This window comes from Sporosarcina trichiuri (assembly GCF_030406775.1).
GTDB classification, from domain to species: Bacteria; Bacillota; Bacilli; order Bacillales_A; family Planococcaceae; genus Sporosarcina; species Sporosarcina trichiuri.
On sequence record NZ_CP129119.1, the window covers coordinates 2,890,154 to 2,915,548 of the forward strand.

Below are 25,395 nucleotides of genomic sequence, written 5' to 3' on the forward strand. Positions count from 1 at the left end.
TCCTATCCCCACATGTCCTGGTAATCGCGCAGGCTTTCCTGCTTCATGACCGCGAATTCTTCATCCTCGATCTGTCCGAGATACCCCATGCGCGGTCCCGGATACTCTTTCATCTTCCATCCTGCCATATTGCGGTTGCCCCCATAGACCGGGTCGGCATAGGCGCCTTCGATCGTCGTCTGCAGCAGCAGGTTGAAGAACGCGGTGGAGTGGATACCGTTCATGCGGATCTTCCCTTCCTCCAGATCGGTGAGGATGGCATCCATCTGTTCCCCCTCGAGCTCCGCGAATTTCTTGTCGTGTTTCGAGGACGCTTGATCCTGCATGGTCTTGATACCCTCCCGGAAGATTTCACCGCGGTTCATGCGGGTCTGATAGCGGGGGGTCGGTGCCGCCGTTTGGGTATCGGCGTTCGGCCCTTGGTTCTTCTGGTTGCGGTCCAGGTCTTCATAATAGGCGGCTTCCTGATTTTGCGGGAAGGGGCCTTTCATATAGGCGTGTGCATTCGAACCCCAATCGCCCGCGAGCTGCCGGTCGATGAAATACGGGACGCTCAGTTCGATGGCCCCCGGGCCGTTCTTGTCTTTCGGATACAGCCGTTCCGTCGCTGCGGACAATGTTTCGAAATCGTCCGTCCTGCTGAAGAACGTCCGGGCATCCATATCATGGTTGTCATCTTTGGCTGCCGTGTCCTTGTTTCCGGTATCTGCAGGCTTTTTCACCTGGCTCGTGACCAGGCTGCCGAGAAGTCCGCCGCCGATCAGTCCTCCTGCCACGAGACCGGAATTCTTCAGGAATTTCCGCCGGCTTTCGTCCTTGGCTTGCGGGGTCTTCGGTCTTTCCGTTTCCGCCATCACGATTCCTCCTTTACCTGATGTGCTGTCAGTCTTACCTGTAAGTATAAGAAAAATACAAAGAAGCCAGCCCTGAGTGCGCTATGCATGATGAAATTCAGGCATCCGGCAAGCAAGGGCTGGCTACTATAAGCACCATACCCTCTCTGTGTTTAAATAATCTCGAAGAAAGGAATAGTAGTGATTTTATTTTCAATCCATCAATCTGGAGTGGACCAACTCTCCCTGGACCCAGACCTGTCGGATGTGCTCCGGACGCACGAGGTACATCATCTTCTGGAACACATCGATCAGCGGCTCGTCCCGGTCGTAGAGCGGCAGCCGGGCGGAATGCAGGGAAGGGTCGATCCGCTGCACATCCCAAGCATAGCCTGTTTCAAGCCGTCCTACCGGCAGACTGAGACTTTCACCGCCGCCCGCTGTCGCGAGGTAGAAGGCTTCTGAGATGGTGATACGGGAATCCGGGGTGCCGCGCTCATCTGACGGAGTCCGCGGATCGACCCCGTCTTCGAGCATCCTCGACGACATGACGGCCTGGCGGGCATTGTCGAACAGGCTCGGCGAAAAGCCTCCGGAAATATCCGAACCGAGTCCGATATCCACCCCCATGCCCATGAACCGGCGGATCGGGATGACGCTGTTCGCGAAATACGCATTGGACACCGGGCAGTGGCCGATCGCCGTGCCGGTCTTTGCGAACAGGGCCGCATCCTCATCGGCGAGGAAGTTGCAGTGGGCCATGACGGACTTGTCCCGCAGCAGGCCGAAACTGTTCAGCACGAAGGCATCGTTCTCTCCGAAACGCTCCCGCACGTGATCATGCGCCCAGTCGCTTTCACTGCAGTGTGACTGCACATGTGTATCGTATTTGGCGGCGAGTTTCCCGAGGCCTTCCAGGACACTGTCCGTGCAGGTCGGCACGAACCGTGGCGTGACGACTGGGTAGACCCCCTGCTTGGTCCGCTGTCCGATCTCTTGAACGCGTTGGATGAACTCTTCGGTATCCCGCAGTGCGGTCTCAGTATTTTCATCACGATAGAACTCCGGACATTCCTCTTTGAGATCCATGACGACTTTGCCGACCAGCCCGCGCTGACCGCGGTCTGCACAGATTTCCGCCAGGCGTACGCTCGCTTCCTTATGGACGGTCGCAAAGTAGAGGGCCGTCGTCGTCCCGTTCGCGAGCAGTGTGCTGACTGCGTCAGAGTAGACGGTATCGGCGTAGCTGAGATCGCTGAATTTCGCTTCGCATGGGAACGTATAGGTGTTCAGCCAGTCGTGGAGAGGGATATCGAGTGCGGTGCCCGCCTGTGCCCATTGGGGGGCATGACAGTGCAGGTCGACCAAGCCGGGCAGCAGGTAACTGCCTTCCGGGATCACCGTCAGGCGGCCTGCTGATTCGGCGTCTTGCCGCAATTTTTCGTACGCATCATCACCCTGGTGCACGATGTCTGCGATGATGCCTTGGTCGTCCACGCAGAACAGGCAGTCCTGGAGAACGTCCACCTCCTGTTTCGTGCGGCTTGTGAATGCGGTGGCCTGGAATACGCTGGCATAGTTCACACTGCTTCCTCCTCGGTTCTTTTTTGTGGTGCCATTATAGCAGAACGGCTTTCCGGTTTGTGAAGTCGGCTTCTTCGTAATACGCATTTTTGACGAGCAAGTTCGGGCCCAGGCAGCGCACTGCAGGGCAATGGCAGCTGACCGATTTCGATAAGGGGTGCGCCTGCCAATCGCTGTACATATCCGGCAGGGAACCGGTCTGGATATTGCCGAGTGGCGGTACGTCGCCGAAGTCTGTCACGATGACATCACCTGTGAAAATATTGACGTTCAGACGTGAGCGTCCGTCCGGATCGTTCCGCATCGACACATTCGGGCTCTGCCGCAGCTGCATCAGCAGTTCCTGATCGTCTGGATCGGGGCTGCAGGCGTAGAACGGAAGGGTTCCGAACAGCATCCAGGTTTCGGGATCCCGGAAGCGGAGGAGATCACGGATTGCACTTCGCGTCTCATCCAGCGACAGGACATCCAGATCGGAGGCGAAGTCGCTCGGATACATCGGATGGATCTCATGCCGGGCGCACTTCATCTCCTGCACGACCTGCTCGTGGATCTTCTGAAGGTGGGGCAGGGTGCGGCGGTTGAGCATCGTTTCCGCCGACACCATGACGCCAAGATCAGCAAGCGCCCGGCTGTTGGCGATGAGCCGCTCGAACTGTGCCGCTTTCCGGTCGAATGACGGCTGGCGCTCCATATTGGCGAAGCCGCCTTCGGCGAAGTCTTCGACGGTTCCCCAGTTGTGGGAGATGTGGAGGACGTCGAGGTAGGGGGCGATCGCTTCGTAGCGGTCGAGGGGCATCGTCAAGTTGGAGTTGAGCTGGGTGCGGATGCCTCGGTCATGGGCATATTTCAACAGCGGGAGGACGACCTGTTCAACGGATCGTTTCGAGAACATCGGCTCGCCGCCTGTCAGGCTGATCGTCCGCAGATGCGGGATCTCCCCGAGCTTGCGGATCAGCAGCTCCACGGGCAGTGCATCCGGATCTTTCGGCTGCAGCATATAGCCGACGGCACAGTGCTCGCAGCGCATGTTGCAAAGGTATGTGGTTGTGAATTCAATGGAAGAGAGCACTTGGTGCCCGTGCTGGTCCACATCGAGATAGGCTTCCCAGGGATCTGTCGTGATGCGTTCGGATAATGTGGTCATGTGTTAGGCTCCTGTCTTTAGATATACGGTATTCAGTATGCGCTTTGCTGCTGGGTGTGACAACCTTACGGGAAAAAGGCGGAATAGATTGTCCATTCTTTGAAAGTGCTGAGTCCAGCACTGGCAGACGGTGTCTGAGTTATCAGAATGAATGTTTAATTCATCGGCAGGAATGATTTTTATGAAAAAGGGTAAGAGAGTGGATACTATATGTCTATTTTGAAGAAAGCAGGTGCGCGGAGTGAAAAATCTGTTGATTTCATTCGTGATTCCGTCCTACAACGAAGAAGGAAACATACAGCCGATGATCGAAGCGCTCAGCCGCACGATGACCTTTTCCCGAAACCTCTATGAAATCATTTTCGTCGATGATGGCAGCACTGACGGCACGATGGACGAAGTGCGGGAGGCCGTCCTGCTGTATCCGGAAGTCGAGTATATATCATTCACCCGGAATTTCGGGAAGGAGGCTGCACTTCTGGCAGGTCTCGAATATGCGAAAGGGGATGCCGTCATTCTGATGGACGGCGATCTCCAGCATCCGCCCGATCTCATTCCGCAGCTGATCCGCGGCTATGAAGAAGGCTATGACCAGGTGATTGCGAAGCGCAATCGGAAAGGTGACGCAAAACTGCGCTCGGCGCTGTCCCGGCTGTATTACTGGGGCGTCAACAAAGCGGTCGATGTCGAGCTGCGGGACGGGGAAGGGGATTTCCGCCTCCTCAGCCGCCGGGCTGTCGACTCGCTGCTGCAGCTGAGCGAAGGCAACCGGTTTTCGAAAGGTCTCTATTCGTGGATCGGTCTGGAGCAGAAGACGATCTGTTATGACAATGTGACCCGCCAGCACGGCGAGACGAAATGGTCGTTCAAGCAGCTCCTCAACTATGCCGTGGACGGTGTGGTCTCCTTCAACACGAAACCGCTCCGGCTCTGTTTCTATGCAGGACTGGTCAGCCTGATCCTTGCCGTCGCCTACATCGCGGTGACGCTGGTCGATATCATCCGCCACGGGGTTGACGTGCCGGGATACTTCACGATCATCTCCGCCGTCCTGTTCCTCGGAGGCGTCCAGCTGCTGTCGCTCGGCATCATCGGGGAGTATGTCGGACGGATCTATAACGAAACGAAGAAACGCCCTCACTATCTCATACGGCGGACAAGCGCCGAGGTGAAAGGAAAACCGTTGTCCCATGCCAAAATTCGAAGTTCGTGAATTCATCTCATTCGCCGTGGTCGGCGTCATAAACACCGCAACGTACTATGCGTTCTATCTGTTTGGACTGAAAGGGCTCGGACTTGCGTACATGGCTGCACATTTCGGAGCCGTTTTCCTGAGCATGGTGATCTCGTTCTTCCTGAACAGTTATGTGACCTATAAAGTGAAACCGACCTTGAAGAAATTCCTGATCTATCCGGTCACCCAGCTCGTCAATATCGTCGTGACCGCCGGGCTGCTGTACCTGCTTGTGGACGGGCTCGGTATGAATAGTACAGTGGCGCCGCTCGCTGCGCTGATCATCACAGTGCCGGTCACATTCGTCGTCACGGGAAAGGTGCTGAAAGCGGCATGACGAACAAGACGAAGTGGGTCCTGCTGGCTGCGGCCAGTCTGCTGGTCTCGGTTGCGGCACATAGCTTCATGCTGTCGGAATGGCTGCATGGACGGTACCTCCTTGGAGCGAATGACGGTCTGTCCCAGATGGTGCCGTTCAAGCATTTCCTGTATGAAGCGATGAAGGACGGACATTACTTCTATTCGGAGCGGTTCGGCTTTGGCGGCGGCATTTTCTCTCAGCTCGGCTACTATTTTTCGACATCCATCGCCTTCCTGCTGACAGCAGCTGTCACCGCGTGTCTGGACTGGGCCGGAGCGGTGCAGCCGTCGCTGACGTACTGGGCGGATGTAACGGTCTTCGTCAGTATCATCCGCCTGGCAATGATCCAGCTGCTGGCCGTCTGCTTTTTCCGGCTGGTCGGTCTGCGGACGCCATTCGCCTATCTCGGTGCGGTCCTATATAGTGTCAGCATCCTGTACTTCCGGCATGTCGTCTACTGGGAGTTCTTTGCGGATGCCATGCTGTTCCTGCCGCTCCTGCTGATCGGTGCGGAACGCATCATGCGGGCGGGGAAGCCTGCAGTGTTCATCATCGCAGTCACGCTGTCCATGGCGGATAATTTCTACTTTGCTTATATCAACTTTTTGGTGACTTTCATCTACATAGTGTTCCGCTGGATCCTGCCGATTACCGACCAGGAAGTGAAAAAACGCCGGCAGATCCTGCAGTTCATCGCAGGCGGACTGGCGGGCGCGCTGATGAGCCTGCCGTTTTTCGTGCCGGCTGTCTATGGGTATCTGAACAACCTGCGGCCGCCGTATGAAGGGGAGATTCCGCTGTTCGAAATCCAGGAGAACTTCCTGACGAACGGCCGGATTATTGTGCTGCCGGCATTCCTGGTCATTGCTCTGCTGCTGGTACCCTTATATAAGGACCGGAGATTTCGGCTCTTTGCGGTCCTGACTGTTTTTCTGACGGTCCTCCACATGAGCCCTGTAATTGGCAGCCTGTTCAATGGGCTCTCTGCGCCGCAGTACAGATGGGAGCATATGCTCATGCTGGCGGCAGGGGGCACTGCAGCGTGGGCTCTGCAGAACTGGAAACAGGTCCGGCTGTCCCCTGCGATGGTTGCCGTCATCGGTACGGTCGGTCTGTATTATGTGTTCAGTGAGCTGGATATCCCGGGTAAACCGAGTCTGTATTCTGACAGCATGATCACTGTGATGGTCGTCATCTGCGCGATTGTGCTGCTTGCGACAATCCGGTATTTCAAACATTGGGATATCGCCCTTTATCTCGTGGTGATTGGAGCATCCCTCGTCACCGTGACACTGTTCCAGCAGGAGAAACTGACGAAGAACAATGACGCTGTCGATCAGGTGAAAGGGCAAGGCATTCCAAAATCGTTCTTCTCAAGTGACGCATATGACCCGGAACCCGCACGTGAGATGATCCATGAGCTGGCGGAAGCGGATGAAGATCCACTCGCCCGGTTCGACTGGATGATCGGGACGCGCAACAATACGCCGATCGTGCAGGATTTCCTCGGCATGAGCATGTATTCCAGTCTGCTGAACCGGCATCTCCTGAATTTCTATTGGAATGACCTGTCGATCGACATGGGACGGGAAAGTGTCAGCCGCTATGCCGGGCTCGGCGGCCGGGCGAATCTGTACAGCCTGCTGAACGGTGTTTATGCAGTGCGCGGGGAGAAAGGAAACCCTATACCGTATGAGTTTGAGGAAACCGCAGAGCAGGACGGCTATCGCGCTTACGTAAGCGGGCACCGGCTGCCGTTCATCCGGACGGCCGACAGGGTCTTCACGGAACAGGCGCTGGCGGGAGCTCCGGCCATCGCTCGGGAACACGCGATGCTGGCGGGAATTGTGCTGGATGAAACCGGCCCCTCTGAATCTATTCCGGAAGCTGCCGACCTGATCAGCCATGCAGCAATCGAGACTGTGGATGCCAAGTATACCGGGGATACGCTCACGGTTACGGGGGACACGGGAGGACTCGACCTGCATATCAGCGATCGGGCACTGCTGAAAAAGGACACGTACGTTTCGTTCTATCTGAAACGGTCATCGGCAGACAAAGGATTCGTCCTGAAGGTCAATGATTACCGGACGACCCGGAAACGGACAGACTCAATCTACCGGACCCGTGTCTATGACCTGACGATCCGGATCCCATCCGAAGAGGTCATTCGTATCCGCATGCCGAAAGGGACGTACACGTTCCGCGATCTCGAGCTGTATGCGGAAGATTATACGGCTTTGAAACAGGCGGAACAGCGGAGTGCTGATACACCGGCGCCTGCCGTTGACTGGAACGGCGGCCATTTCCGCGCAGACCTTGATAATCCTGCCGGGGATGCATATGCCGTCATACCGGTCCCTTATGAAAAAGGCTGGCACGCCCGCGTCAACGGGAAGCGGACCGAAATACTGAAAGCGAATTATGCATTCACCGGTATCCCGATCAAAGCTGGGAAAAACAAAATTGAACTGACGTATTATCCGCCCTATTTCCGGATCTCTATCGTAGTGGCGCTTGCCACAGCAGCCGGTCTCCTGCTGCTGTGGATACGCAGCAGACGAAACCGCCCGCTCTCCTCTTGAGGAAGCGGGCTTTTTTCCGTTCAGGCATCCGGAGTGATCGATCCCTGCCGCGAACCGATCAATTGTGCCGGCTGACCGCTCAATTCCCCTGATCAACCGATCAATTCCCTCCGCCAAGTGATCAATCCCTCTGGAGAAGCGATCCATTCACCTGGCCAACCGCTCCATTCCCGCGGCACATGAACTTCTTCCCCAGAAAGGACTCCGACGCGCAGAAAAGAACTTCACCCATCCAGACCAGGATTAATTGGTCTGCTCGCTGCGCTGCGCTTTTCTGTTAGGGGGGTTGCCCGCGCTCAAGCGGGCGGCGCAACGCTCAAGAGGACGGCGTAACGCTCAAGCAGACGGCGAAACGCTCAAGCGGACGGCGCAACGCTCAAACAAGCCACCGAAACGCTCAAGTCGGCCCCGTAAATGCGCAAGCCACCAGCTCTCCTAACAACCAAAAAAGGACACCCCGTCAAGAGGTGCCCCTGGATCAATACGAAATTCCATAAGCCAGCCAACCAGCAGCCGCAACACTGCCTGCCATCAGCACGAGGAAGACCGCATCCATCCGGCTGTAGGACGTCGGGTAGAAATACGTCCGCGCAGCCCCCATCTGGTACTGTTTCGCTTCCATCGCGATCGCAATCCGCTGGGCGCGCCGGATACTTTGCGCGAACAGCGGGACGGTATAGGACTGGATCCGTTCCCCGACCCCTTTCAGGCCAGGGGAGAAGGTGATGCCGCGGACCTTCAAGGCATTGTTCCTCACTTGGATCTCTTCGACGATAACCGGCAGCAGCCGGATCGAGGCGATGAAACTGTAGGCGTATTTCGACGACAGCCGGAACTGCTGCATCATGGCGTAGAAGAACAGCACCGGCTCGACCGTGAGCAGGAAAGCGAATCCTGCGAAACCGAAGGACAATGATTTCGTGCCGAGCAGCAGGCCGTGCCGGATGCTCTCTTCGGAAATCTTGAAGATCCCCCATTGCCAGAGAACGGTGTCCCCTTTGCCGAACAGCGCCATCGTCACTGCCGACGATGCGAAGGACAGGGCGATCGGTATCGACAGGAGGGCGAGCTTCTTCAGAGAATAGCCGCTGAACCCATAAAGCAGTACCGCAAACAGCACGGCGAGCCAGCCGGCGAGCGGCAGGTTCCGGTTGAACAGCATGACGAGCAGAAGGAGGACGAACACCGCGAACTTCAGCGCCGGATTGACGCGGTGCAGCCAGGTCGTCCGTTCAGGCGTGAACCAGGCGGGCATCCGCAGCACCTCCCGCCGGAACTGCAGATACAAGCTCGCCATCATGCACGGTCCAGACATCCGTCGCGAAACGATCGGCAATCGTCAGGTCATGCGTCACCATGATGATGGTCAAACCGCGATTCCGTAACTCCTCAAGAATTTCCAGCATGACGAACGTATTGCGGGCATCCTGGCCGAACGTCGGTTCATCCAGCAGCAGGACGTCCGTTGTACCGGTCAGTGCAGTCGCTACGCTGAGCCGGCGTTTCTGACCGACAGACAGCTGGTACGGATGGCGCTGGCCGTCGAAAGGGAGGCTGAACCGCTCAAGCAAATCCGAAGCCCGCCGCTCTGCCTCGTCCTTCGGAAGCGTCTGCATCGATACGGTCAGTTCCTCGAGTAAGGAATTGGCGACAAACTGCAATTCGGGATTCTGGAACACGAGCGACAGCCCTGCCGGCACCGACTTCCTCCGCTTTTTCGGGATGATCTCCCGGCCATCCACCTCCAGCCGCCCGTCCGTCTTCAGCAGCTGCATCATGGACAGCAGCAGTGAACTTTTGCCGGAGCCGTTCTTTCCGAGAACCGCAACCCAGGCCCCTGCCCGGACGGCTGCCTCCTCCACATGGATGACCGGTTTCTTCCCGCGGTACCCGGTGAAGGACTGCATCCGGACGGCATGGAGATCTCCGGGTTCTGCCCGGTCTTCCAGCAGTCTGCGGTATGTCCCGGACGCCAGGTAGTCCTCCCAGACGCCGGGATACCAGATGCCATACCGGATGAGTTCCGCTTTATAGTCACGGAAGATGGCTGCCGGGCGCCCGTCCGCCAGAATCTCCCCGTCATCTGTGAACAGCACGACGCGGTCGATCCAGCTGGCGATCTGATCGATCTTATGCTCGACGATGACCACGGTCTTATCCGCAGCCGCCCCGCGGATCGAAGACCAGATCTGTTCGGTGCCTTCCGGGTCGAGCAGGGCGGACGGCTCATCCAGGAACAGGACATCGGGTTCCATCAGCAGAACGGACGCAAGGGCGAGACGTTGTTTCATGCCTTGCGACAGTTCGAGGATCGGCGTGTGGATATCGGCCAGCTGCAGGCCGACCCGCAACAGGGCGGCCCTGATCCGCTCCGGCATCTCGGAACGGGGCACGGACATATTCTCCAGCACGAACGCGAGCTCCTCATCCACATACGGCATGCAGAACTGCGTGTCCGGGTCCTGGAATACAAAGCCCCAGGAATCAGGCAGCTCAAGCGTTTCGGCTTTCATCGGCAGTTCGAACGAGTTCGGCACGATACCGCTCGCCACCTGCAGGAGCGTCGACTTGCCGCACCCGCTCGGTCCGAGCAGCAGCACTTTCTCTCCGTCCTGTACGGAGAACGACAGGTCCCTGAACAGCAGCCTGTCCTCCCCGGGAAACTTGAGCCGCAAGTTGCGGATCGCCACTGCCGGATCTGCCGTATGGGTCATCGGTCCAGCAGCGAGTATTCGTCTTGCGATACAGGACGTATCGAATGCGTCACGCCGGTCGCCTCCAATGCCCGGATGATCAGGACAGCAAAGACCCCGGTGAAGATGAAAGCACTGACCACACGAAGGCCGTATTTCACAAACAGTGCCCATGGCTCGAGTTCCGCGTACCCGTAGAACATATCAAGACCGAAACTTGCCGCACACGAAGCGATGCCCGCAAGTCCTGCAACCGGGATCGAGAACTTCCGGTAGCGGAACGCCGCGAACAGCAGTTCAGCTGCAAGTCCCTGTGCAAATCCATAGATGAGCACTTCCAGACCGTGCCCGATGAACGCCGACAGACCGGCCCCTGCAATACTGGCGATCAGGGCTGCACCCGGCTTGCGGATCAGCAGTGCCGCGAACACCCCGTTCATGAACCACATCCCGTACAGCAGCTGGCGCGCAACCGGTATCATCGGTTTCACGACCGTATACAAGTCGTCCCAGAATTTCATGAGAATCCCGAACACCACCCCGACCATGATCGTGATCAGCAGGTCGGTGAATTTCAATTTCTTCAATTCGTTCCACTCCTCTTTTCTTGTAAATCTCACAAAAAAAGACCGTCTGAAAGCGCAGACGGTCGAGTGTGGGGTCCCGGGCCCCCTTCATGATCCCTCGATCACGGCTCTCTACGCTGGCATTACCCAGATCAGATGCGGTCAGCAGCGGATTCGTCTGCTATCTCAGCCTGATTCACTCAAGCACCCGTACGGTCAGTTATGTAAGTGACTCGAGTATACAACAGGTAAAATTTTCTGGCAACCCGATAATTCCAGATTGTCTTACAGCTTGGCGAGCGCGGCGTCGAGCCGCTTCCCGAATTTCCGGCGCCAGTCTTCCGCCAAAGCCTCGATGGCAAGCACACGGCGAATCCCCTCTGTATCTTTCGGCTGATGGAAGTAGATGGTGTTCGCCTCGAGCACCGAAACACTGTTTTTGCTCCGAGCCGCCAATGAGATTGCAGAATCGGCACATATCTTTCCTTCCTGCACCACCCGGCATAAGTACCCTGTGAATCCAGTCTCGATCATCCCCTTCATGACCGGCTGCCCAAGGCGCTGATCGATGGCGCTGCAGGGGATCCGGCCCTGTGTCACTTGGATGAACGTCTCCCCGACCTGGAAGATATCCCCGATCCGGACGTCGGCTTCCTTCATCCCCCGGACGGTCAGATTCTCCCCGAACGCAGCCGGCGGCAAGTCGCAGCCGAATTTTTCATTCCAGAGTGAATAGTGCTCAGCAGGGTAGACGCAGACGGCGCGATCCGGCCCGCCATGGTGCTTCTTATCCGCCACGTCGTCCCGACGGAAGCCATCCGCTGTCAAAAACGCTTCCTGCACGGATTCCTTGCAGATCCCTGTATGCAGATCGTCCCCTTTTGTAGTTTGGATGGTCCGCGGCAGTCCGGTCGCCAGATTTGTCAATTTCATAAAAGCTCCCCCTCGTCCTGTACATGATTCCAAAGTATAGCAAACCCATCCGTCAACTGCCAGACTATTCGAAACGGAAGAAGGGGAGGAAAGGGTCGACTCGGACAGGGCTGCCGCCTATAATGAAAACAAGCAGAAGACAACATGAGCAGAAATGGGGAAATGCAGTGAAGAAAGCAGTCATTTTCGACTTTGACGGAACGATCATCGATACGGAATCCGCCTGGTTCGATATTTATCAGCAGATCTTGAAGGAGCGGCACGGGTTCAACCTGACATTGGATGAATTCGTCAAAGTCGTAGGGTCGACGGATGGCAAACTGTTCGACCGGATCGAGGAGACTCTCGGTTTCACGCTCGACCGCGCGGAGTTCCACGAACTGCTCAATGCCCGGTTCGAGATCATCCGTGAACAGCTGACACTCCGTGACGGATTCCTGGAGACCGCAAAGCAACTGGAGGCGCGCGGCATCGCCATGGCGGTCGCCAGCAGTTCCACCCGCGACTGGATCGAGGGCTTCCTGACGAAGTACGGCCTGATCGGCTATTTCCCGATCATCGTTTCCGCAGATGATGTGGAAACGGTCAAGCCGGATCCGGCCATCTACCTGACGGCCCTCGACCGGCTCGGCGTGACAGCGGATGAGGCGATCGCTGTGGAGGACTCCTATAACGGATCCATCGCGGCCATCAGCGCTGGCATCCACTGCTTCATCATCCCGAATGATGTGACACGGTCCCTGTCTTTCCACGAGAAAGGCCAGCTGATGGATTCGTTCGCCGATTTCGACTACGCCTTGCTCGGACAGCCGGAGGACGGCGGTGCGCGCATATGACCGTACGGATCCTCGCAGTGGATGGCGGCGGTTCGAAAACGGCCTTTTCCCTGAGCGATGAAACAGGTGCGGAGCTGTACGCTGCAGAAAAAGGCGGAACCAACTGGCATGCGGTCGGGGAAGCGGCGTTCCGGCAGGTGATGGAAGAAGCGGCTGCGGAACTGCTGCCGTATTGCCCGGATGGTGTCATCGACACGGCCGCCTTCGCGCTGGCAGGGACGGACACGGCGGAAGATGAAGAACAGATCACCGCGATGCTGCAGGAGATCTTCAGCAAGCACGGTCTGTCGGCCGGCAGCCTGCTCGTCGAAAATGATGCGTTCGCCGTACTGAAAGGCCTGGCGCATGACGAGCCCGGCGTCCTGCTCATTTCCGGCACGGGAGCGATCGCCTTTGCCCAGGACCAGGCAGGAACGGTCATCCGTGCCGGCGGCTGGGGGCACAGGACGGGCGATGGCGGCGGAGGCCGCTGGATGGGCATGCGGGTGATCGACGCGGTGTTCCGTGCAGCCGACGGACGGGAGCCGGAGACATCATTGACAGGAAAAGTGCTCAGCCGGTTCGGTATGCAGTCAGCGGATGAGCTGTGCAACTGGGTGAACGGACCGGCCTATTCCGGGCATACGGCGGCCGGCCTGACACGTGAACTTGCGGAAGCTGCCGCAGAAGGCGACCGGACAGCGATCCGGATCGTCGGCGAGGCGGCGGAGGAACTCGCAGCAATGGCGGAAGCGGCTATGCGGCGTCTCGGACTTATCGGCAATACCTGTCCTGTCCACTGCACGGGCGGCAACCTGCGGCATTTCGACCTGCTGTTCGGACGGCTTTCGGAAATACTGAAAACAAAGTGCCCGGAAGCGGACGTCATCCGTGCGGAATTGGCCCCGATCGACGTCGTTGCGGAACGCGCGAAGCATCATCTAAGCCTGAAAAACAGGCGATGACTTCATGTGGATTCCGGCCGGGTCATGTCCGGAAATGACGGAGAATTGAAACTATCGCCAAACTGGTCCGTATGTACAGGGAGAGGTGATTCCTATGAAAAAACTGATGAGCGGCCTGCTGGTGCTGGTGTTGTTCATGATGCTGCCGGCTGCCGTGTCTGCGAAGAGTTTCGACATTGAAGGCTTCGATATCGATGCCCAGCTAGAGGAAAATGGACAGGTTCATGTGACAGAGGAGCTGACATACCGGTTCAGCGGTTCCTTCAATGGGATCACACGGGCCATCTATCCGAAGAAAGGCAGCACCATCAAAGGTCTCGAAGCTTCGGAGAACGGAACGGAGCTGACCGTGGAGGGCGGGGCCGGCGATTATAAGATCCACCGGAAAGCGAAGGACGAAACCGTCAAGATCCAGCTGACCTACACGATAGCAGGAGGCGTCCGGGGATACAGCGACATGGCGGATTTCAACTGGCCGTTCTTCGATGACCGCAACGAAACAGCCTTCCAGGATGTCTCCATCACAATCCATCCGCCGGCAGCGGTGCCTGCCGGGGACGTCATCGCCTTCGGATACGACGCGGCGCTTGCGGAACCGGTCATCGATCAGGACGGAACGGTCACATTCCGTCTCGGAAAAATACCGTCAGAGAAGAACGCCGATATCCGTGTCGGCTATCCGGCCGGGCTGTTCCCGGCATTGAGCACTTCGTCTGCCGCAGTGATCGGCCCTGAACTATTGAAAGAGAAGGAACAGCAGGAAGCGAAGCTGGCCCGTTTTGAGAAGTTCGAGGAGATCGGCAGGACTGCGGCGCCAGTCACACTCGGGATCGGCATCGCGATATTCGCTGCCCTGCTGGTGAACATGGGACGGCGGAAAAAAGACCGGATCAAAGAAGCGGAAGACACCTATCCGGATCCGTATTTCGTGCCGGAACAGGAAATGAGCCTTCCGGCGACGCTGAAATTTACACAGGACCTGGCGAAACCGGAGTCCCTGCAGACCGCGGCGCTGCTCGACCTGATGCGCAAAGGCTATATCGCGCGGGATGGGGAGGACGGCTTCCGGATGCTCAGCCGCGCGACGGATCATGAGCATGAACGCCTGCTTCTGGAATGGCTGTTCGATGATCTCGGGGACGGCGAGACGTTCCGGTTCAGCGATATGGACGTTTTCAGCGGCAAGAACAAAGCGGCTGAAAAGGCGGCGGCCGCCTACAGCAAAGCCCAGTCCGAATGGAATGCCGCGGTCTCCAAGGAGGTCAGCGAGGCGGGACTGAAAGAGAAAGCGCCCGTCTATGCCTGGATGTCCATCCTGGCAGGACTCGTGCTCATCCCTCTCATGATCGGCTATGCATACTACGGTCACCCGTGGTGGCTCCTCGGGTTCATCCCGCTCGTGCTGCTGCTGATTGTCACGGGGATCTTCAACCGCCCATATACTGTCAAAGGCTATGGAATCCGGAGGCAGTGGAAATCATTCGCTGAACGGATGCCGCATATGACGGAAGCGGACTTCTCAGATCGGCTCGATGATGAACAGCAGCGGGCGGTCATCTACGCGGTCGGCACGAACGATTTCAAAAAAGAGGACATGACCGGACTGGAGGCCGCTCCGCTGTTCAGCCAGAACCCGGCGGTCCTCCCGTACTTCGTCATCGCCGGGATTACAGCACAGCAGTTCACGCATGCCGACAATGCGGTCGCCCACTATGTCAGCACATCGTCTGGCGGCGGGGGCGGCGGCGGAGGAGCAGGCGGCGGAGGCGGCGGTGCAGGCGCCTTCTGAGTCACCATTTGTTCACACACGCCCGAAGTCATTGAGCAATTGAATAGAGAACAGCATGCATTCCTGGTACGATGAGGAAATATACTGTTTTGAATTCAATCTATTATTGGAGCGTGCCCCTATGAAGAAAACATCCCTGACGCTTTGGCTGCTTCTCGCCAATCTGCTCATCGCGTTCCTCGGCATCGGGCTGATCATCCCGGTCATGCCGACCCTCATGAACGAACTGCATCTGTCGGGGCAGGTGGTCGGCTATATGGTCGCGTTCTTCGCGATCGCCCAGCTGCTGGCCTCCCCGCTGTCCGGCCGCTGGGTCGACTCGATCGGCCGGAAGAAGATGATCGTAGCGGGACTGCTCATGTTCAGTTTCTCCGAGCTGCTGTTCGCAATCGGTCAGTCGCTGACCGTCCTGTTCGCTTCGCGGATTGTCGGCGGTGTGAGTGCGGCGTTCATCATGCCGGCAGTCACTGCGTTCATCGCCGATATCACGACGAATGAAACCCGGGCGAAAGCACTCGGCTACATGTCGGCGGCCATTTCGACAGGGTTCATCCTCGGGCCGGGGATCGGCGGGTTCCTCGCGGGACTCGGCACCCGGGTCCCGTTCTTCTTCGCTGCCGGGCTCGCGTTGTTCGCAGCGATTTTCTCCCTGGTCATGCTGCGGGAGCCTGAGCGGCAGTATGAGGAGTCGGGAAATCAGAAGAAACCGGGCTTTACGCGAATCTTTGCACCGATCTATTTCATCGTGTTCCTCCTGATCTTCGTCCTGTCATTCGGTCTTGCGTCGTTCGAGTCGATCTTCAGCCTGTTCGTCGACCATAAATTCGGCTTCACGCCAGGGGATATCGCGATCATCATCACGGGCAGCGGAATTGTCGGGGCGGTGGCACAAGTCGTCCTGTTCGACCGGCTCGCCAAGAAGATGGGAGAAAAGATGCTGATCTTCTGGTGTCTTGTGTTCTCTGCGGTGCTTGTCGCAGCCATGACGGTTGTGACACACTATGCGGCGATCCTCGCGGTTACGATCGTCGTGTTCGTAGGCTTCGACCTGATCCGGCCGGCGGCAACTTCGTATCTATCCAAGATCGCGGGCAATGAACAAGGCTTCGTCGGCGGTATGAACTCCATGTTCACCAGTATCGGCAACGTATTCGGCCCGATCCTCGGCGGCATGCTGTTCGATATCGACCTCGATTATCCGTTCTACTTCGCAACGATCGTACTGATCGGAGGTGCTGTCCTTGCCTTCGTCTGGACACGGCGGAAGGATGCGACAAATGACCCCGTCCATCAGCCGCTCTGAGACATGGAAAACCCCCTTTGGCTTACTTGCCAAAGGGGGTTTGCTATAGGAAAAACACGATCAGCTGTGACGCGACAGCGACCAGGATGAGGGCGAACGGGTAGGCGGCGGCATAGGCGATCGCCGGATCCTCCGAATCGATGAGCTGGTTGAGCGCGCCGAGCGCCGGTGTGCTCGTCATCCCGCCGGACAGGCCGCCGAGCGAGTGCACGACGCTCAGCTTCAGCAGCTTGCGGGCTGCGAAATAGCCCGCGATGATAGGCACCAGCGTAATAATGATGCCGCCGAAAATGAGCTTGACGCCTTCCGTCTGGATCACTTCGACGATGCCCGCTCCGGCAGTCGTCCCGGCACCTGCAAGGAACAGTACGAGACCGAGTTCCCGGATGACATGGTTCGACGGTCCGTAATAGCGGACGTGGATCGGACCGAGTTTACCGAAATGGCCGATGATCAGGGCGACGAACAGCGGTCCGCCCGCGGTGCCCAGTTTGATGGTGCCGAGTCCGGGCAGCGGGATCGGCACCATGCCGAGCAGGACGCCGAGCAGCAGCGTCACGCTGATGGAAAAGATATCAAGATTTGTGACGGCAAGCTTTTTACGTGCGAACAGGTCCTCGACTTCATCGAGCCGCTGATCGGTGCTGACGATCGTCAGAACGTCCCCGCGGATGAGCGGCAGGTTCGGGTTCTGTGTCAGTTCGATCCCTTCCCGTGTGATGCGTGTCACCGTGGTGCCATGGTCTTTCCGCAGACGCAGCTCTTTCAGCGTTTTGCCGACCACTTCATCGGAATCGACCGTGACTTTCCGCAGATGCACGTTATCCGGATTCACCAGATCGGTTTCCGCCGGCCGGCCGACATAGGCGGTGAGCCCTTCCAGGTTCATCTCGTTGCCGACGATGACGAGAAGGTCCCCTTCCAGCAGGATCGTGTCACCGAGGGCGATCATTGTGTGACCGTCCCGGATGACCCGGCTGACGACCGCGTCGTACGGCGAGAAATTCAGTTCGCTCAGACTGTTTCTGTTCAGCATCGGGTTGGTCACTTCCAGCGTCACGAGGACCGGGGAGCCGGCGGTCCGGATCGGATTGACAGTCTCCTCCAGATCCTTCTGCAGGTCGATTTTACCAATCCGCGGCAGCAGCTGGACGAACAGCACGACCGCCAAGACACCGAACGGATAGGCGATCCCATACCCGACGGATGCGAGCGGGTCATGTGTCGCCTGCAGTGCGGCCGCAAGTCCCGGTGTGCTCGTCAGTGCGCCTGTCATGAGGCCGACACTGAGCGCCGGTGCGAGATGGAACACTTTCGCAACAGCAATCGTTGCAATAACAGCGGAAACGATGATCAGCACAGACAGGATGCCGAAAATCAGTCCGCTCGTCCGCAGCATGCGGAAAAACTTCGGTCCGGCCTGCAGACCGACACCGACGATGAACAGGCTCAGTCCGAAGTTCTGGATCACCGGTGATATCGCGAAACCGAAATGGCCGAACACCATCGCAACGAGCAGGACACCTGCTGCGCCGAGGTTTAGCCCTTTCACCGACAGGGAACCGAACCAGGAGCCGAGAAACAAGATTACAAACAATAAGATCAGCGGTTCATCCAACAGCGACCGCAACGTGTCCATCCAATCACCTCTGCATGAGACTAACTTCCCTTAGTATACTGCAGCAGACCCGGCAGTTGCATGCATGCGGATTTCGGGGAACCATCCGGGCAGTCTCGACAGGCGGACTCCGCATAGGTGCCGATACTGTATGATGGACACATGTCCAGTTGGGCAGCGGTCACCGGAAAACAATCATCAGGAGGAATCCTCTTTGAAAACCATACAAGATATCGCGAAAATCGCGAACGTTTCCAAAAGTACGGTCTCCCGTTATTTGAACGGGGGATCCGTCAGTAAACCGATGCAGGAAAAACTGGCCCGCATCATCGGCGAAACCGGCTACCGGCCGAATAAGTTTGCACAGAGCCTGCGGGCCAAACGGACAGCGATGATCGGGGCGATCGTGCCGCGGCTGACGTCCCGATCCGCCATGCAGACGCTGAGCGGGCTGGATGCCTACCTGCGGGACCGTTCCCATCAGCTGCTCATCGTCAATGCCGATCTGAGCGCAGAACGTGAGATCGAGAGTCTGTACGCCATGGCAAAACAGAAAGTGGACGGCATCGTGCTGTTCGCAACAGTGATCACGGATGCTCATATCGCAGCGATCCGGGAGGTCGGGATTCCTGTCGTCCTGCTCGGGCAGCGGTGTGAAGGGATTCCGAGCCTCGTCTATGATGATTACAAAGCGGGCAGGGATCTGGCGGACTACGTGGCAGCCCAAGGGTACCGGGATGCGGTCTATATCGGCGTCACGCCGGAAGACGAAGCGATCGGCGTGCTGCGCCGGCAGGGGATCGAAGACGGCTTGTCGGATGGCGGAGTCCGTCTGACATCCTATGAAACAGGATTCGAGATGGAGGCCGCTGCACGGGCGGCCGCGGAGATTCTTACATCACACAAGCCGGACATCATCCTGTGCGCGACGGACGACATGGCGATTGGCGCTCTGAAGGCCATCCGCGACACGGGACTGTCCGTACCGCAGGATATCGGCATCACCGGGTTTGGCGGGTATTCACTCGCTTCCGCCGTATCGCCGGGCCTGTCGACAGTCCGTTTTGCTTTCCGCGAAGCGGGAGCGGAAGCCGGCTGTGTGCTTCTTGGCATACTGGCAGGCGAGGAACCGGCTGACTGCCCGCCGCTCAAGCACGAATTGCTGATACAGGAAAGCGCTGTCAAATAATGTTGACTTTTCTGCGAACGGGTAATAGACTGGATTCATAGAAACTGAGAAACAGAGACCAGCCCCGCGGAACAGCGGGCTGATTTCTATGAAATTCATTTGGAACCGGTTCCGTAATATGAAGGAGGGATTGCATGGCTGTTCACTGGACGAGGGAGGAGCGCTACCGCAGGCTCGACTCGGTGGACCCGGAAGAATATGATGAACTCACAAAAGCCGTCGCGAATGCGCCATGGCGACAGAAATACCACGTGCAGCCGCTTGCCGGACTGCTCAACGATCCGAACGGGTTCAGCTGGTACAACGGTCAGTATCATCTGTTCTACCAATGGTTTCCGCTCGGTCCTGCGCACGGCTTGAAGTATTGGTATCATACTGTTTCAGATAACTTGGTGACTTTCGAGAACAAAGGGATTGCCCTGTCGCCCGACACGCCGTATGACTCGCACGGCGTCTACTCCGGCAGCGCGCTCCAGGCGGGTGAGGACCTGATGCTCTTCTACACGGGCAACACTCGGGATGAGAAATGGCTCCGCACGCCCTACCAATGTATGGCAAAGCTGGACCGGCAGGGGGTATTCACGAAATGGCCCCGTCCTGTCATCACCGGGGTGCCGGATGGGTTTACACAAGAGCTCAGGGATCCGAAGCTGTGGAAAGAAGACGGCATGTATTATTGTGTCATCGGTGCGCAGCAGACAGACCAGACAGGCGCTGCGCTGCTGTACAAATCCGAAGATCTGCATGACTGGCACTTCATCGGCGAAGTCAGGACGGAACTCGGCGCATTCGGTTATATGTGGGAATGCCCCGATCTGTTCTCACTCCAGGGCACAGACTTCTTAGTCTTTTCGCCGCTCGGCCTGAAACCTGAAGGGCTGAGCCGCAACAATCTGTTTCACGCAGGATACATAAGCGGAGAGTTCGATCTCGAAACGGGTATCTTCCATCACGGGCCTTTCACGGAACTCGACAATGGCTTCGATTTCTATGCGCCCCAGACGATGGAAGCACCGGACGGAACGCGCATCCTGATCGCCTGGATGGCGGTCCCGCAGCTGCCGTATCCGACAGATAAGGACGGCTGGGCGAACTGCATGACGCTGCCCCGTGTGCTCACCGTCGAGGAGGGGCGCCTGAAACAGCGGCTGCCGGCATCGTGGAATAAGCCTGCGGAACAGGCGGCCACTATGGAACTGACAGCCGCCGGACAGCCGGAACTGCTGCCGTTCGGCGGGGATTGCTATGAACTGCAGACAGACGTGCAGGACGTCACTGCGGATGAAGTCCACATCGATCTGCGGGTGCGCGGGCTGGAATATACCCGGATCACCTACGACCGGAACGCGCAGCAGCTCATCTTCGACCGCTCCAGGAGCGGGGAGCCGGTCAACGCCTCGGAAGGACATGCACGCATCACCGTACTCAGCCGGCCGCTGCAGCAGCTGCGGATCCTTGTCGACGTCTCGAGTGTCGAGATCTTCATCAACGACGGGGACGCCGTCATGACAAGCCGGATCTTCCCGGGAGAGGACTCGACGGGCATCCGGGTGCAGGCGGAGGGCGGCACAGCAAAGCTTTCGTTCCGCCACTGGACGCTGGATGGGATTGCCTTTAAGAATGAACGGATACTTTAAAAAGAACCGAAAACAGACTGAATAGGAGGGAATACCATGTCAGCAGAAAACCGCAAGATCGCAGAAGAAGTCATTGAAGCAGTCGGAGGCCGGGACAATATCCAATCGGTGGCCCACTGTGCCACACGATTGAGATTCATCGTCCATGACCGTACGAAGATCGACGAAGAACAGATCGAATCCATCGACAAAGTGAAAGGGGCCTTCTTCAACTCGGGACAGTACCAGATCGTCTTCGGCACCGGAACGGTCAACCGGATCTTTGAGGAAGTGGAATCACTCGGGGCGACGGGCGTCACCAAATCGGACATGAAGCAGCAGACGAAAGACCGGGGCAACCCGTTCCAGCGGCTCATCCGGACATTCGGGGATGTTTTCGTCCCGATCATCCCGGTCCTCGTTGCGACAGGTCTTTTCATGGGGCTGCGGGGTCTGCTGACGCAGGAGGCGGTGCTGTCCGTCTTCGGACTGACGCCGGAATCGATTCCTGAGAACTTCATCCTGTTCACACAAGTGCTGACGGATACGGCGTTCGCCTTCCTGCCGGCGCTCATCGCCTGGTCGGCGTTCCGGGTGTTCGGAGGAAGCCCTGTGCTCGGGATCGTGCTCGGGCTCATGCTCGTCAACCCGGCACTGCCGAATGCGTATTCCGTCGGCAGCGGGGATGCCGACCCGATGCTGTTCTTTGGTTTCCTGCCAGTGACGGGCTACCAGGGATCCGTGCTGCCTGCGTTTTTCATCGGCTTTGTCGGGGCCAAGCTCGAGCGCTGGCTCCGCAAACGGACACCGGAAGCGCTTGACCTCATCCTGACACCGTTCTTGACGCTGCTGATCATGATCATGCTCGGCCTGTTCGTCATCGGGCCGATCTTCCACACCGTTGAAATCGGTGTCATGGCGGCGACTGTCGAGATCCTCGGCCTGCCGTTCGGGGTTCCGGGTCTCCTGATCGGGTTCTTCAACCAGATCATCGTCATCACGGGGGTCCATCACGTATTCAACTTCCTGGAGATCCAGCTGCTCGCCCAAGACGGCTTGAACCCTTATAACGCGATTGTCACGGCAGCCGTTGCGGCACAGGGGGCTGCGGCACTCGCCGTAGGTCTGAAAACGAAGGATAAAAAACTGAAAGCGCTCGCACTGCCATCATCGTTCTCCGCGTTTCTCGGGATCACCGAGCCGGCGATCTTCGGCGTGACACTGCGCTACATGAAGCCCTTCGTCATGGGGCTGATCGGCGGGGCGGCAGGTGGATTCTTTGCATCGCTCGTCGGTCTGAAAGCGACCGGCATGGCAATCACCGTCATTCCGGGCGCGCTGCTCTACCTGAACAGCCAGCTGCCGCTCTATATTGTCGCCAACCTGATCGGCGCAGTGGTCGCGTTCGTTCTGACCTGGCTGTTCGGCTACAACGATTCCATGCTGAAACGGACGCAAGATGATCACGCGGTCGGCAGATGAAAATGCCGAACACAGAAACAGGCGATGCGGGAATTCATTCCGCATCGCCTGTTTCATATCCGTATCATTCCGACACGAGCCGGTTCTTGCCGGCCCGTTTCGCTTTGTACAGCCGTTCATCCGCCTCACGTAATGTACTGCTGATACTGCCGCCCGCTGTCCAGACAGACAACCCGACACTGCAGCCGATCGATACGGTCCCGTCGTCCAGATGGAACGGTCCGTTCAGCAGACGGATCAGTTTCTCGCCGGTCAGCCGTCCCATCTTCCCGGCATCTTGCGGATCCCGCAGGACGACGACAAACTCATCCCCGCCGATCCGGACAGCGAGATCCCTGATGCCGGCAACCGAACGCACCCGGTCCGCCACCTGCCGCAGCAGCTGATCACCGGCGGCGTGACCATACGTATCGTTGACCGCCTTGAAGCCGTCAAGATCCAGATACAGGACGGCAAGTGTCTCTGCATCCTGTTCCCGCTCCTCGAAATACGCATCGAGCGCATAGCGGTTCGGCAAGCGCGTCAGTTCATCATGCTGCGCCCGGTTCTCGGCGGACGTCAGATCTGCAACGAGCGTCCGCAGCGAATCGGACAGGATCTCGATTTCCGTGATGCCGCGGTACGGCGGGATTTCCACGTTCTCCCCGCCCCGGAGCCGATCCGCAACGCGCGTGATCCGGTTGAGCGGGCGGGTCATCCAGCCGGCGAGGATCATACCGGCGACAGCCGCCGCTACGACGAGCAGGATACCGGTGACGACGAAGTACATCATCAGTTCACGGGCAGGTGCATACGCTTCCTCCACCGGCTGCCGCACGAGGATCGACCAGCCGAGACCCGGATATTCCTCGTAGCCCCGTTCCTGCATGAACCCCGTCAAATACTCCTTGCCGTCCGGCCAGACTTCGCGGGTCCATCCCGAATTCCCCTCACTGGCCAGCTGCAGGCTGTCCGTATCGAGTGTCTTCCCGAGCATCCCGTCCGGACCGAGCACAATATCCGACGCCGCCGGACTGACGATGAAGAACTCGACATCCTCCCGATCCTTCAGCGTCTCCGCCATCGACGTCTTCACTTCCTTCAGCCACGTCCAGCTGAGATGGGTCGCGAGCACCCCGACCAGCTTGTCCTCTGCATTGAAGACGGGCGTGCTGATATCGACGAACTTCATCTCCTCACCGCTCGGATTCGGCAGCAGGTCTGCCAGCAGCACCGCTTCGTGCACATCGCCGATGAACGGTTTCTCCAGTGCCTCCATGTAGACGGGCCGCTCCGAAATATCCACGCCTTTCAGAATGTCATCCGTCGATGCGAGCACCGTGCCGTCCGGGTCCGTGAACCCGATCCAGGAGAACGACGGGAACGTCTCGTTCAGCTGGTTGACGAGCCGGCTGATCGCTTCCGGATTGTCCGGCTGCTGCAGTTCAGGCAGGGTGGCGAGCAGCTGGGTCTCCCCGTACCGGGACCACATGAAGTGATCCAATTTATCCGCCATAAGGTGGGCGGTCTCCCCAAGCGCGCTCCCGATCTCGGTCTCCACCTGCTTCACCGCCCGCTGTCCGATGATCAGACTGAGGACAGCAATGGCGAGAAAAGCGAAAATGGCGAACGACAAAGACAACCGCGTCCGCAGCCGATGTATACTCACTATGTAAAACGCCTCCACATTGACAAGTTATGAGACTATCGTACCGAATTCCATATATGGAAATCAAGGAAGTCTTTACATGCACACCGGTAATTCGGCATCCGGATGAAATAAGTAGGCATTTTCGAAAGCGGGAGATGTTTCTCCAAGAAAAAGAAAAAGACCGGTTGACTCTCACGCTGCGTGACAGCTTACACTGAAGTCAGGGAGGAGGAATCACGCATGCACATCAAACAAGCCGCGGAACTCGCAGGCGTCAGTGTCCGCACGCTCCATCACTACGACGAAATCGGTCTCCTGTCGCCGGACCGCGTGACGGACGCCGGCTATCGGATCTACTCGGACGATAACCTGCGGAGACTGCAGAGCATCCTCTATTACCGGGAGCTCGGCTTTCCGTTGAAGGAGATCGGAGACATCGTCGGCGATCCGGCATTCGACCGGCTGGCGGTGCTGGAGGACCAGCGAAACCAGCTGCTCGCCAAACAGCGCCAGCTCGCGCTGATGCTTGAGACGATCGACCAATCCATCCAAGAAGAAAGAGGGGAACATATGATGACACACGAAGAACGGTTCAAAGGGTTCGACTTCAGCCAGAACCCATACGAAGACGAAGCGAAGGAACGATGGGGCAGCGAGACGGTCGAGAAGACGAACGCCGCCCTCCAAGGATTCGGCAAGGAAGCGGAGGACCGGATGAATGAAATCTTCCGCAGCCTGGCTGCCATCCGGCAGCAGGCCCCGGACTCCGAGGAAGCACAAGCCGTGATCGGCGACTGGTACCGCTTCCTGAACACGATCGGCACGTATACCCCACAAGCCTTTGCAGGGCTCGGAGAGATGTATACGGCAGACGAGCGGTTCACGCAAAGCATCGACCGTTTCGGCACCGGACTCGCGGCCTTCATGCAACAGGCAATGGCGGTCTATGCGGAACGGCTTCAGGACGGATCAGCATGACAAGGACATCTGGCAGGGAAATAGGAAATTAAAGTGCGGCCGGGCTTCACAATCAGTGGAGAACGGCCGATTTT

The 25,395-nt window shown here is 57.9% G+C and carries 20 protein-coding genes; 11 read left to right on the forward strand and 9 right to left on the reverse strand.

From position 1 onward, the window contains the following. Positions 1–2 precede the first annotated feature (2 nt). The 3 genes from QWT68_RS14640 to yfkAB form a co-directional block, all read right to left on the reverse strand. Positions 3–854, reverse strand: a complete 852-nt coding sequence (locus QWT68_RS14640) for a gluconate 2-dehydrogenase subunit 3 family protein (protein WP_040285087.1) — start codon at positions 852–854, stop codon at positions 3–5. A gap of 192 nt (positions 855–1,046) precedes the next feature. Next, positions 1,047–2,417 (reverse strand): guanine deaminase, encoded by a 1,371-nt coding sequence (gene guaD / locus QWT68_RS14645; protein WP_290148736.1) that lies wholly within the window; start codon positions 2,415–2,417, stop codon positions 1,047–1,049. Positions 2,418–2,451: 34 nt separating this feature from the next. Continuing rightward, on the reverse strand, positions 2,452–3,564 hold the full coding sequence (yfkAB, locus tag QWT68_RS14650; protein ID WP_290148737.1) for a radical SAM/CxCxxxxC motif protein YfkAB: 1,113 nt from the start codon (positions 3,562–3,564) through the stop codon (positions 2,452–2,454). Positions 3,565–3,805: 241 nt separating this feature from the next. Between yfkAB and QWT68_RS14655 the strand changes: the two genes are divergently transcribed. From QWT68_RS14655 to QWT68_RS14665, 3 genes are read left to right on the forward strand one after another with little or no spacing between them, the layout of a single operon-like run. After that, a complete protein-coding gene (locus QWT68_RS14655; protein ID WP_290148738.1) occupies positions 3,806–4,777 on the forward strand; it encodes a glycosyltransferase family 2 protein in 972 nt (323 codons plus the stop codon). Further along, positions 4,755–5,135, forward strand: a complete 381-nt coding sequence (locus QWT68_RS14660) for a GtrA family protein (protein ID WP_290148739.1) — start codon at positions 4,755–4,757, stop codon at positions 5,133–5,135. The genes QWT68_RS14655 and QWT68_RS14660 overlap by 23 nt, the downstream gene beginning before the upstream one ends. Beyond that, the gene (locus QWT68_RS14665) at positions 5,132–7,744 is read left to right on the forward strand and encodes a YfhO family protein (protein WP_290148740.1); all 2,613 of its coding nucleotides are present in this window, start codon (positions 5,132–5,134) and stop codon (positions 7,742–7,744) included. Before QWT68_RS14660 ends, QWT68_RS14665 begins: the two co-directional genes overlap by 4 nt. A 478-nt stretch (positions 7,745–8,222) precedes the next feature. Here the strand turns inward: QWT68_RS14665 and QWT68_RS14670 are convergent, their stop codons facing one another. The 4 genes from QWT68_RS14670 to QWT68_RS14685 form a co-directional block, all read right to left on the reverse strand. After that, on the reverse strand, positions 8,223–8,999 hold the full coding sequence (locus tag QWT68_RS14670) for an energy-coupling factor transporter transmembrane component T family protein (RefSeq protein WP_290148741.1): 777 nt from the start codon (positions 8,997–8,999) through the stop codon (positions 8,223–8,225). Beyond that, a complete protein-coding gene (locus tag QWT68_RS14675) occupies positions 8,977–10,458 on the reverse strand; it encodes an ABC transporter ATP-binding protein (RefSeq protein WP_290148742.1) in 1,482 nt (493 codons plus the stop codon). Before QWT68_RS14675 ends, QWT68_RS14670 begins: the two co-directional genes overlap by 23 nt. Continuing rightward, positions 10,455–11,024 (reverse strand): ECF transporter S component, encoded by a 570-nt coding sequence (locus QWT68_RS14680; protein ID WP_290148743.1) that lies wholly within the window; start codon positions 11,022–11,024, stop codon positions 10,455–10,457. Before QWT68_RS14680 ends, QWT68_RS14675 begins: the two co-directional genes overlap by 4 nt. A 264-nt stretch (positions 11,025–11,288) precedes the next feature. Continuing rightward, positions 11,289–11,936 (reverse strand): MOSC domain-containing protein, encoded by a 648-nt coding sequence (locus QWT68_RS14685; protein ID WP_290148744.1) that lies wholly within the window; start codon positions 11,934–11,936, stop codon positions 11,289–11,291. 167 nt (positions 11,937–12,103) lie between these two features. Here QWT68_RS14685 and QWT68_RS14690 point away from each other — a divergent pair, with 167 nt between their 5' ends. From QWT68_RS14690 to QWT68_RS14705, 4 genes are all read left to right on the forward strand, one after another. Then, positions 12,104–12,772: an HAD family hydrolase gene (locus tag QWT68_RS14690; RefSeq protein ID WP_290148745.1), complete on the forward strand. Its 669-nt coding sequence runs from the start codon at positions 12,104–12,106 to the stop codon at positions 12,770–12,772. Then, positions 12,769–13,716 (forward strand): BadF/BadG/BcrA/BcrD ATPase family protein, encoded by a 948-nt coding sequence (locus QWT68_RS14695; RefSeq protein ID WP_290148746.1) that lies wholly within the window; start codon positions 12,769–12,771, stop codon positions 13,714–13,716. Before QWT68_RS14690 ends, QWT68_RS14695 begins: the two co-directional genes overlap by 4 nt. Before the next feature lie 94 nt (positions 13,717–13,810). Continuing rightward, on the forward strand, positions 13,811–15,505 hold the full coding sequence (locus tag QWT68_RS14700; protein ID WP_290148747.1) for a DUF2207 domain-containing protein: 1,695 nt from the start codon (positions 13,811–13,813) through the stop codon (positions 15,503–15,505). A 121-nt stretch (positions 15,506–15,626) separates the two neighbouring features. After that, positions 15,627–16,808 carry an MFS transporter gene (locus tag QWT68_RS14705; RefSeq protein WP_290148748.1) on the forward strand — a complete coding sequence of 394 codons (1,182 nt, stop codon included), beginning with the start codon at positions 15,627–15,629 and terminating at the stop codon, positions 16,806–16,808. Positions 16,809–16,851: 43 nt separating this feature from the next. Here QWT68_RS14705 and QWT68_RS14710 read toward each other — a convergent pair whose 3' ends face one another. Next, positions 16,852–18,447, reverse strand: coding sequence for an aspartate:alanine exchanger family transporter (locus tag QWT68_RS14710; protein WP_290148749.1), 1,596 nt, complete (start codon positions 18,445–18,447; stop codon positions 16,852–16,854). 193 nt (positions 18,448–18,640) lie between these two features. Between QWT68_RS14710 and QWT68_RS14715 the strand changes: the two genes are divergently transcribed. From QWT68_RS14715 to QWT68_RS14725, 3 genes are all read left to right on the forward strand, one after another. Further along, positions 18,641–19,615, forward strand: a complete 975-nt coding sequence (locus QWT68_RS14715; RefSeq protein ID WP_290148750.1) for a LacI family DNA-binding transcriptional regulator — start codon at positions 18,641–18,643, stop codon at positions 19,613–19,615. A 134-nt stretch (positions 19,616–19,749) separates the two neighbouring features. Next, on the forward strand, positions 19,750–21,252 hold the full coding sequence (locus QWT68_RS14720) for a glycoside hydrolase family 32 protein (protein WP_290148751.1): 1,503 nt from the start codon (positions 19,750–19,752) through the stop codon (positions 21,250–21,252). Between the two features lie 36 nt (positions 21,253–21,288). Continuing rightward, complete coding sequence (locus QWT68_RS14725; protein WP_290148752.1) at positions 21,289–22,713, forward strand: sucrose-specific PTS transporter subunit IIBC; 1,425 nt, start codon at positions 21,289–21,291, stop codon at positions 22,711–22,713. A gap of 64 nt (positions 22,714–22,777) precedes the next feature. Here QWT68_RS14725 and QWT68_RS14730 read toward each other — a convergent pair whose 3' ends face one another. Then, positions 22,778–24,361 (reverse strand): diguanylate cyclase domain-containing protein, encoded by a 1,584-nt coding sequence (locus tag QWT68_RS14730; RefSeq protein WP_290148753.1) that lies wholly within the window; start codon positions 24,359–24,361, stop codon positions 22,778–22,780. Positions 24,362–24,583: 222 nt separating this feature from the next. On the opposite strand from QWT68_RS14730, the gene QWT68_RS14735 reads away from it, so the two are divergent. Beyond that, positions 24,584–25,321, forward strand: coding sequence for a MerR family transcriptional regulator (locus QWT68_RS14735; protein ID WP_290148754.1), 738 nt, complete (start codon positions 24,584–24,586; stop codon positions 25,319–25,321). Positions 25,322–25,395: the final 74 nt, after the last annotated feature.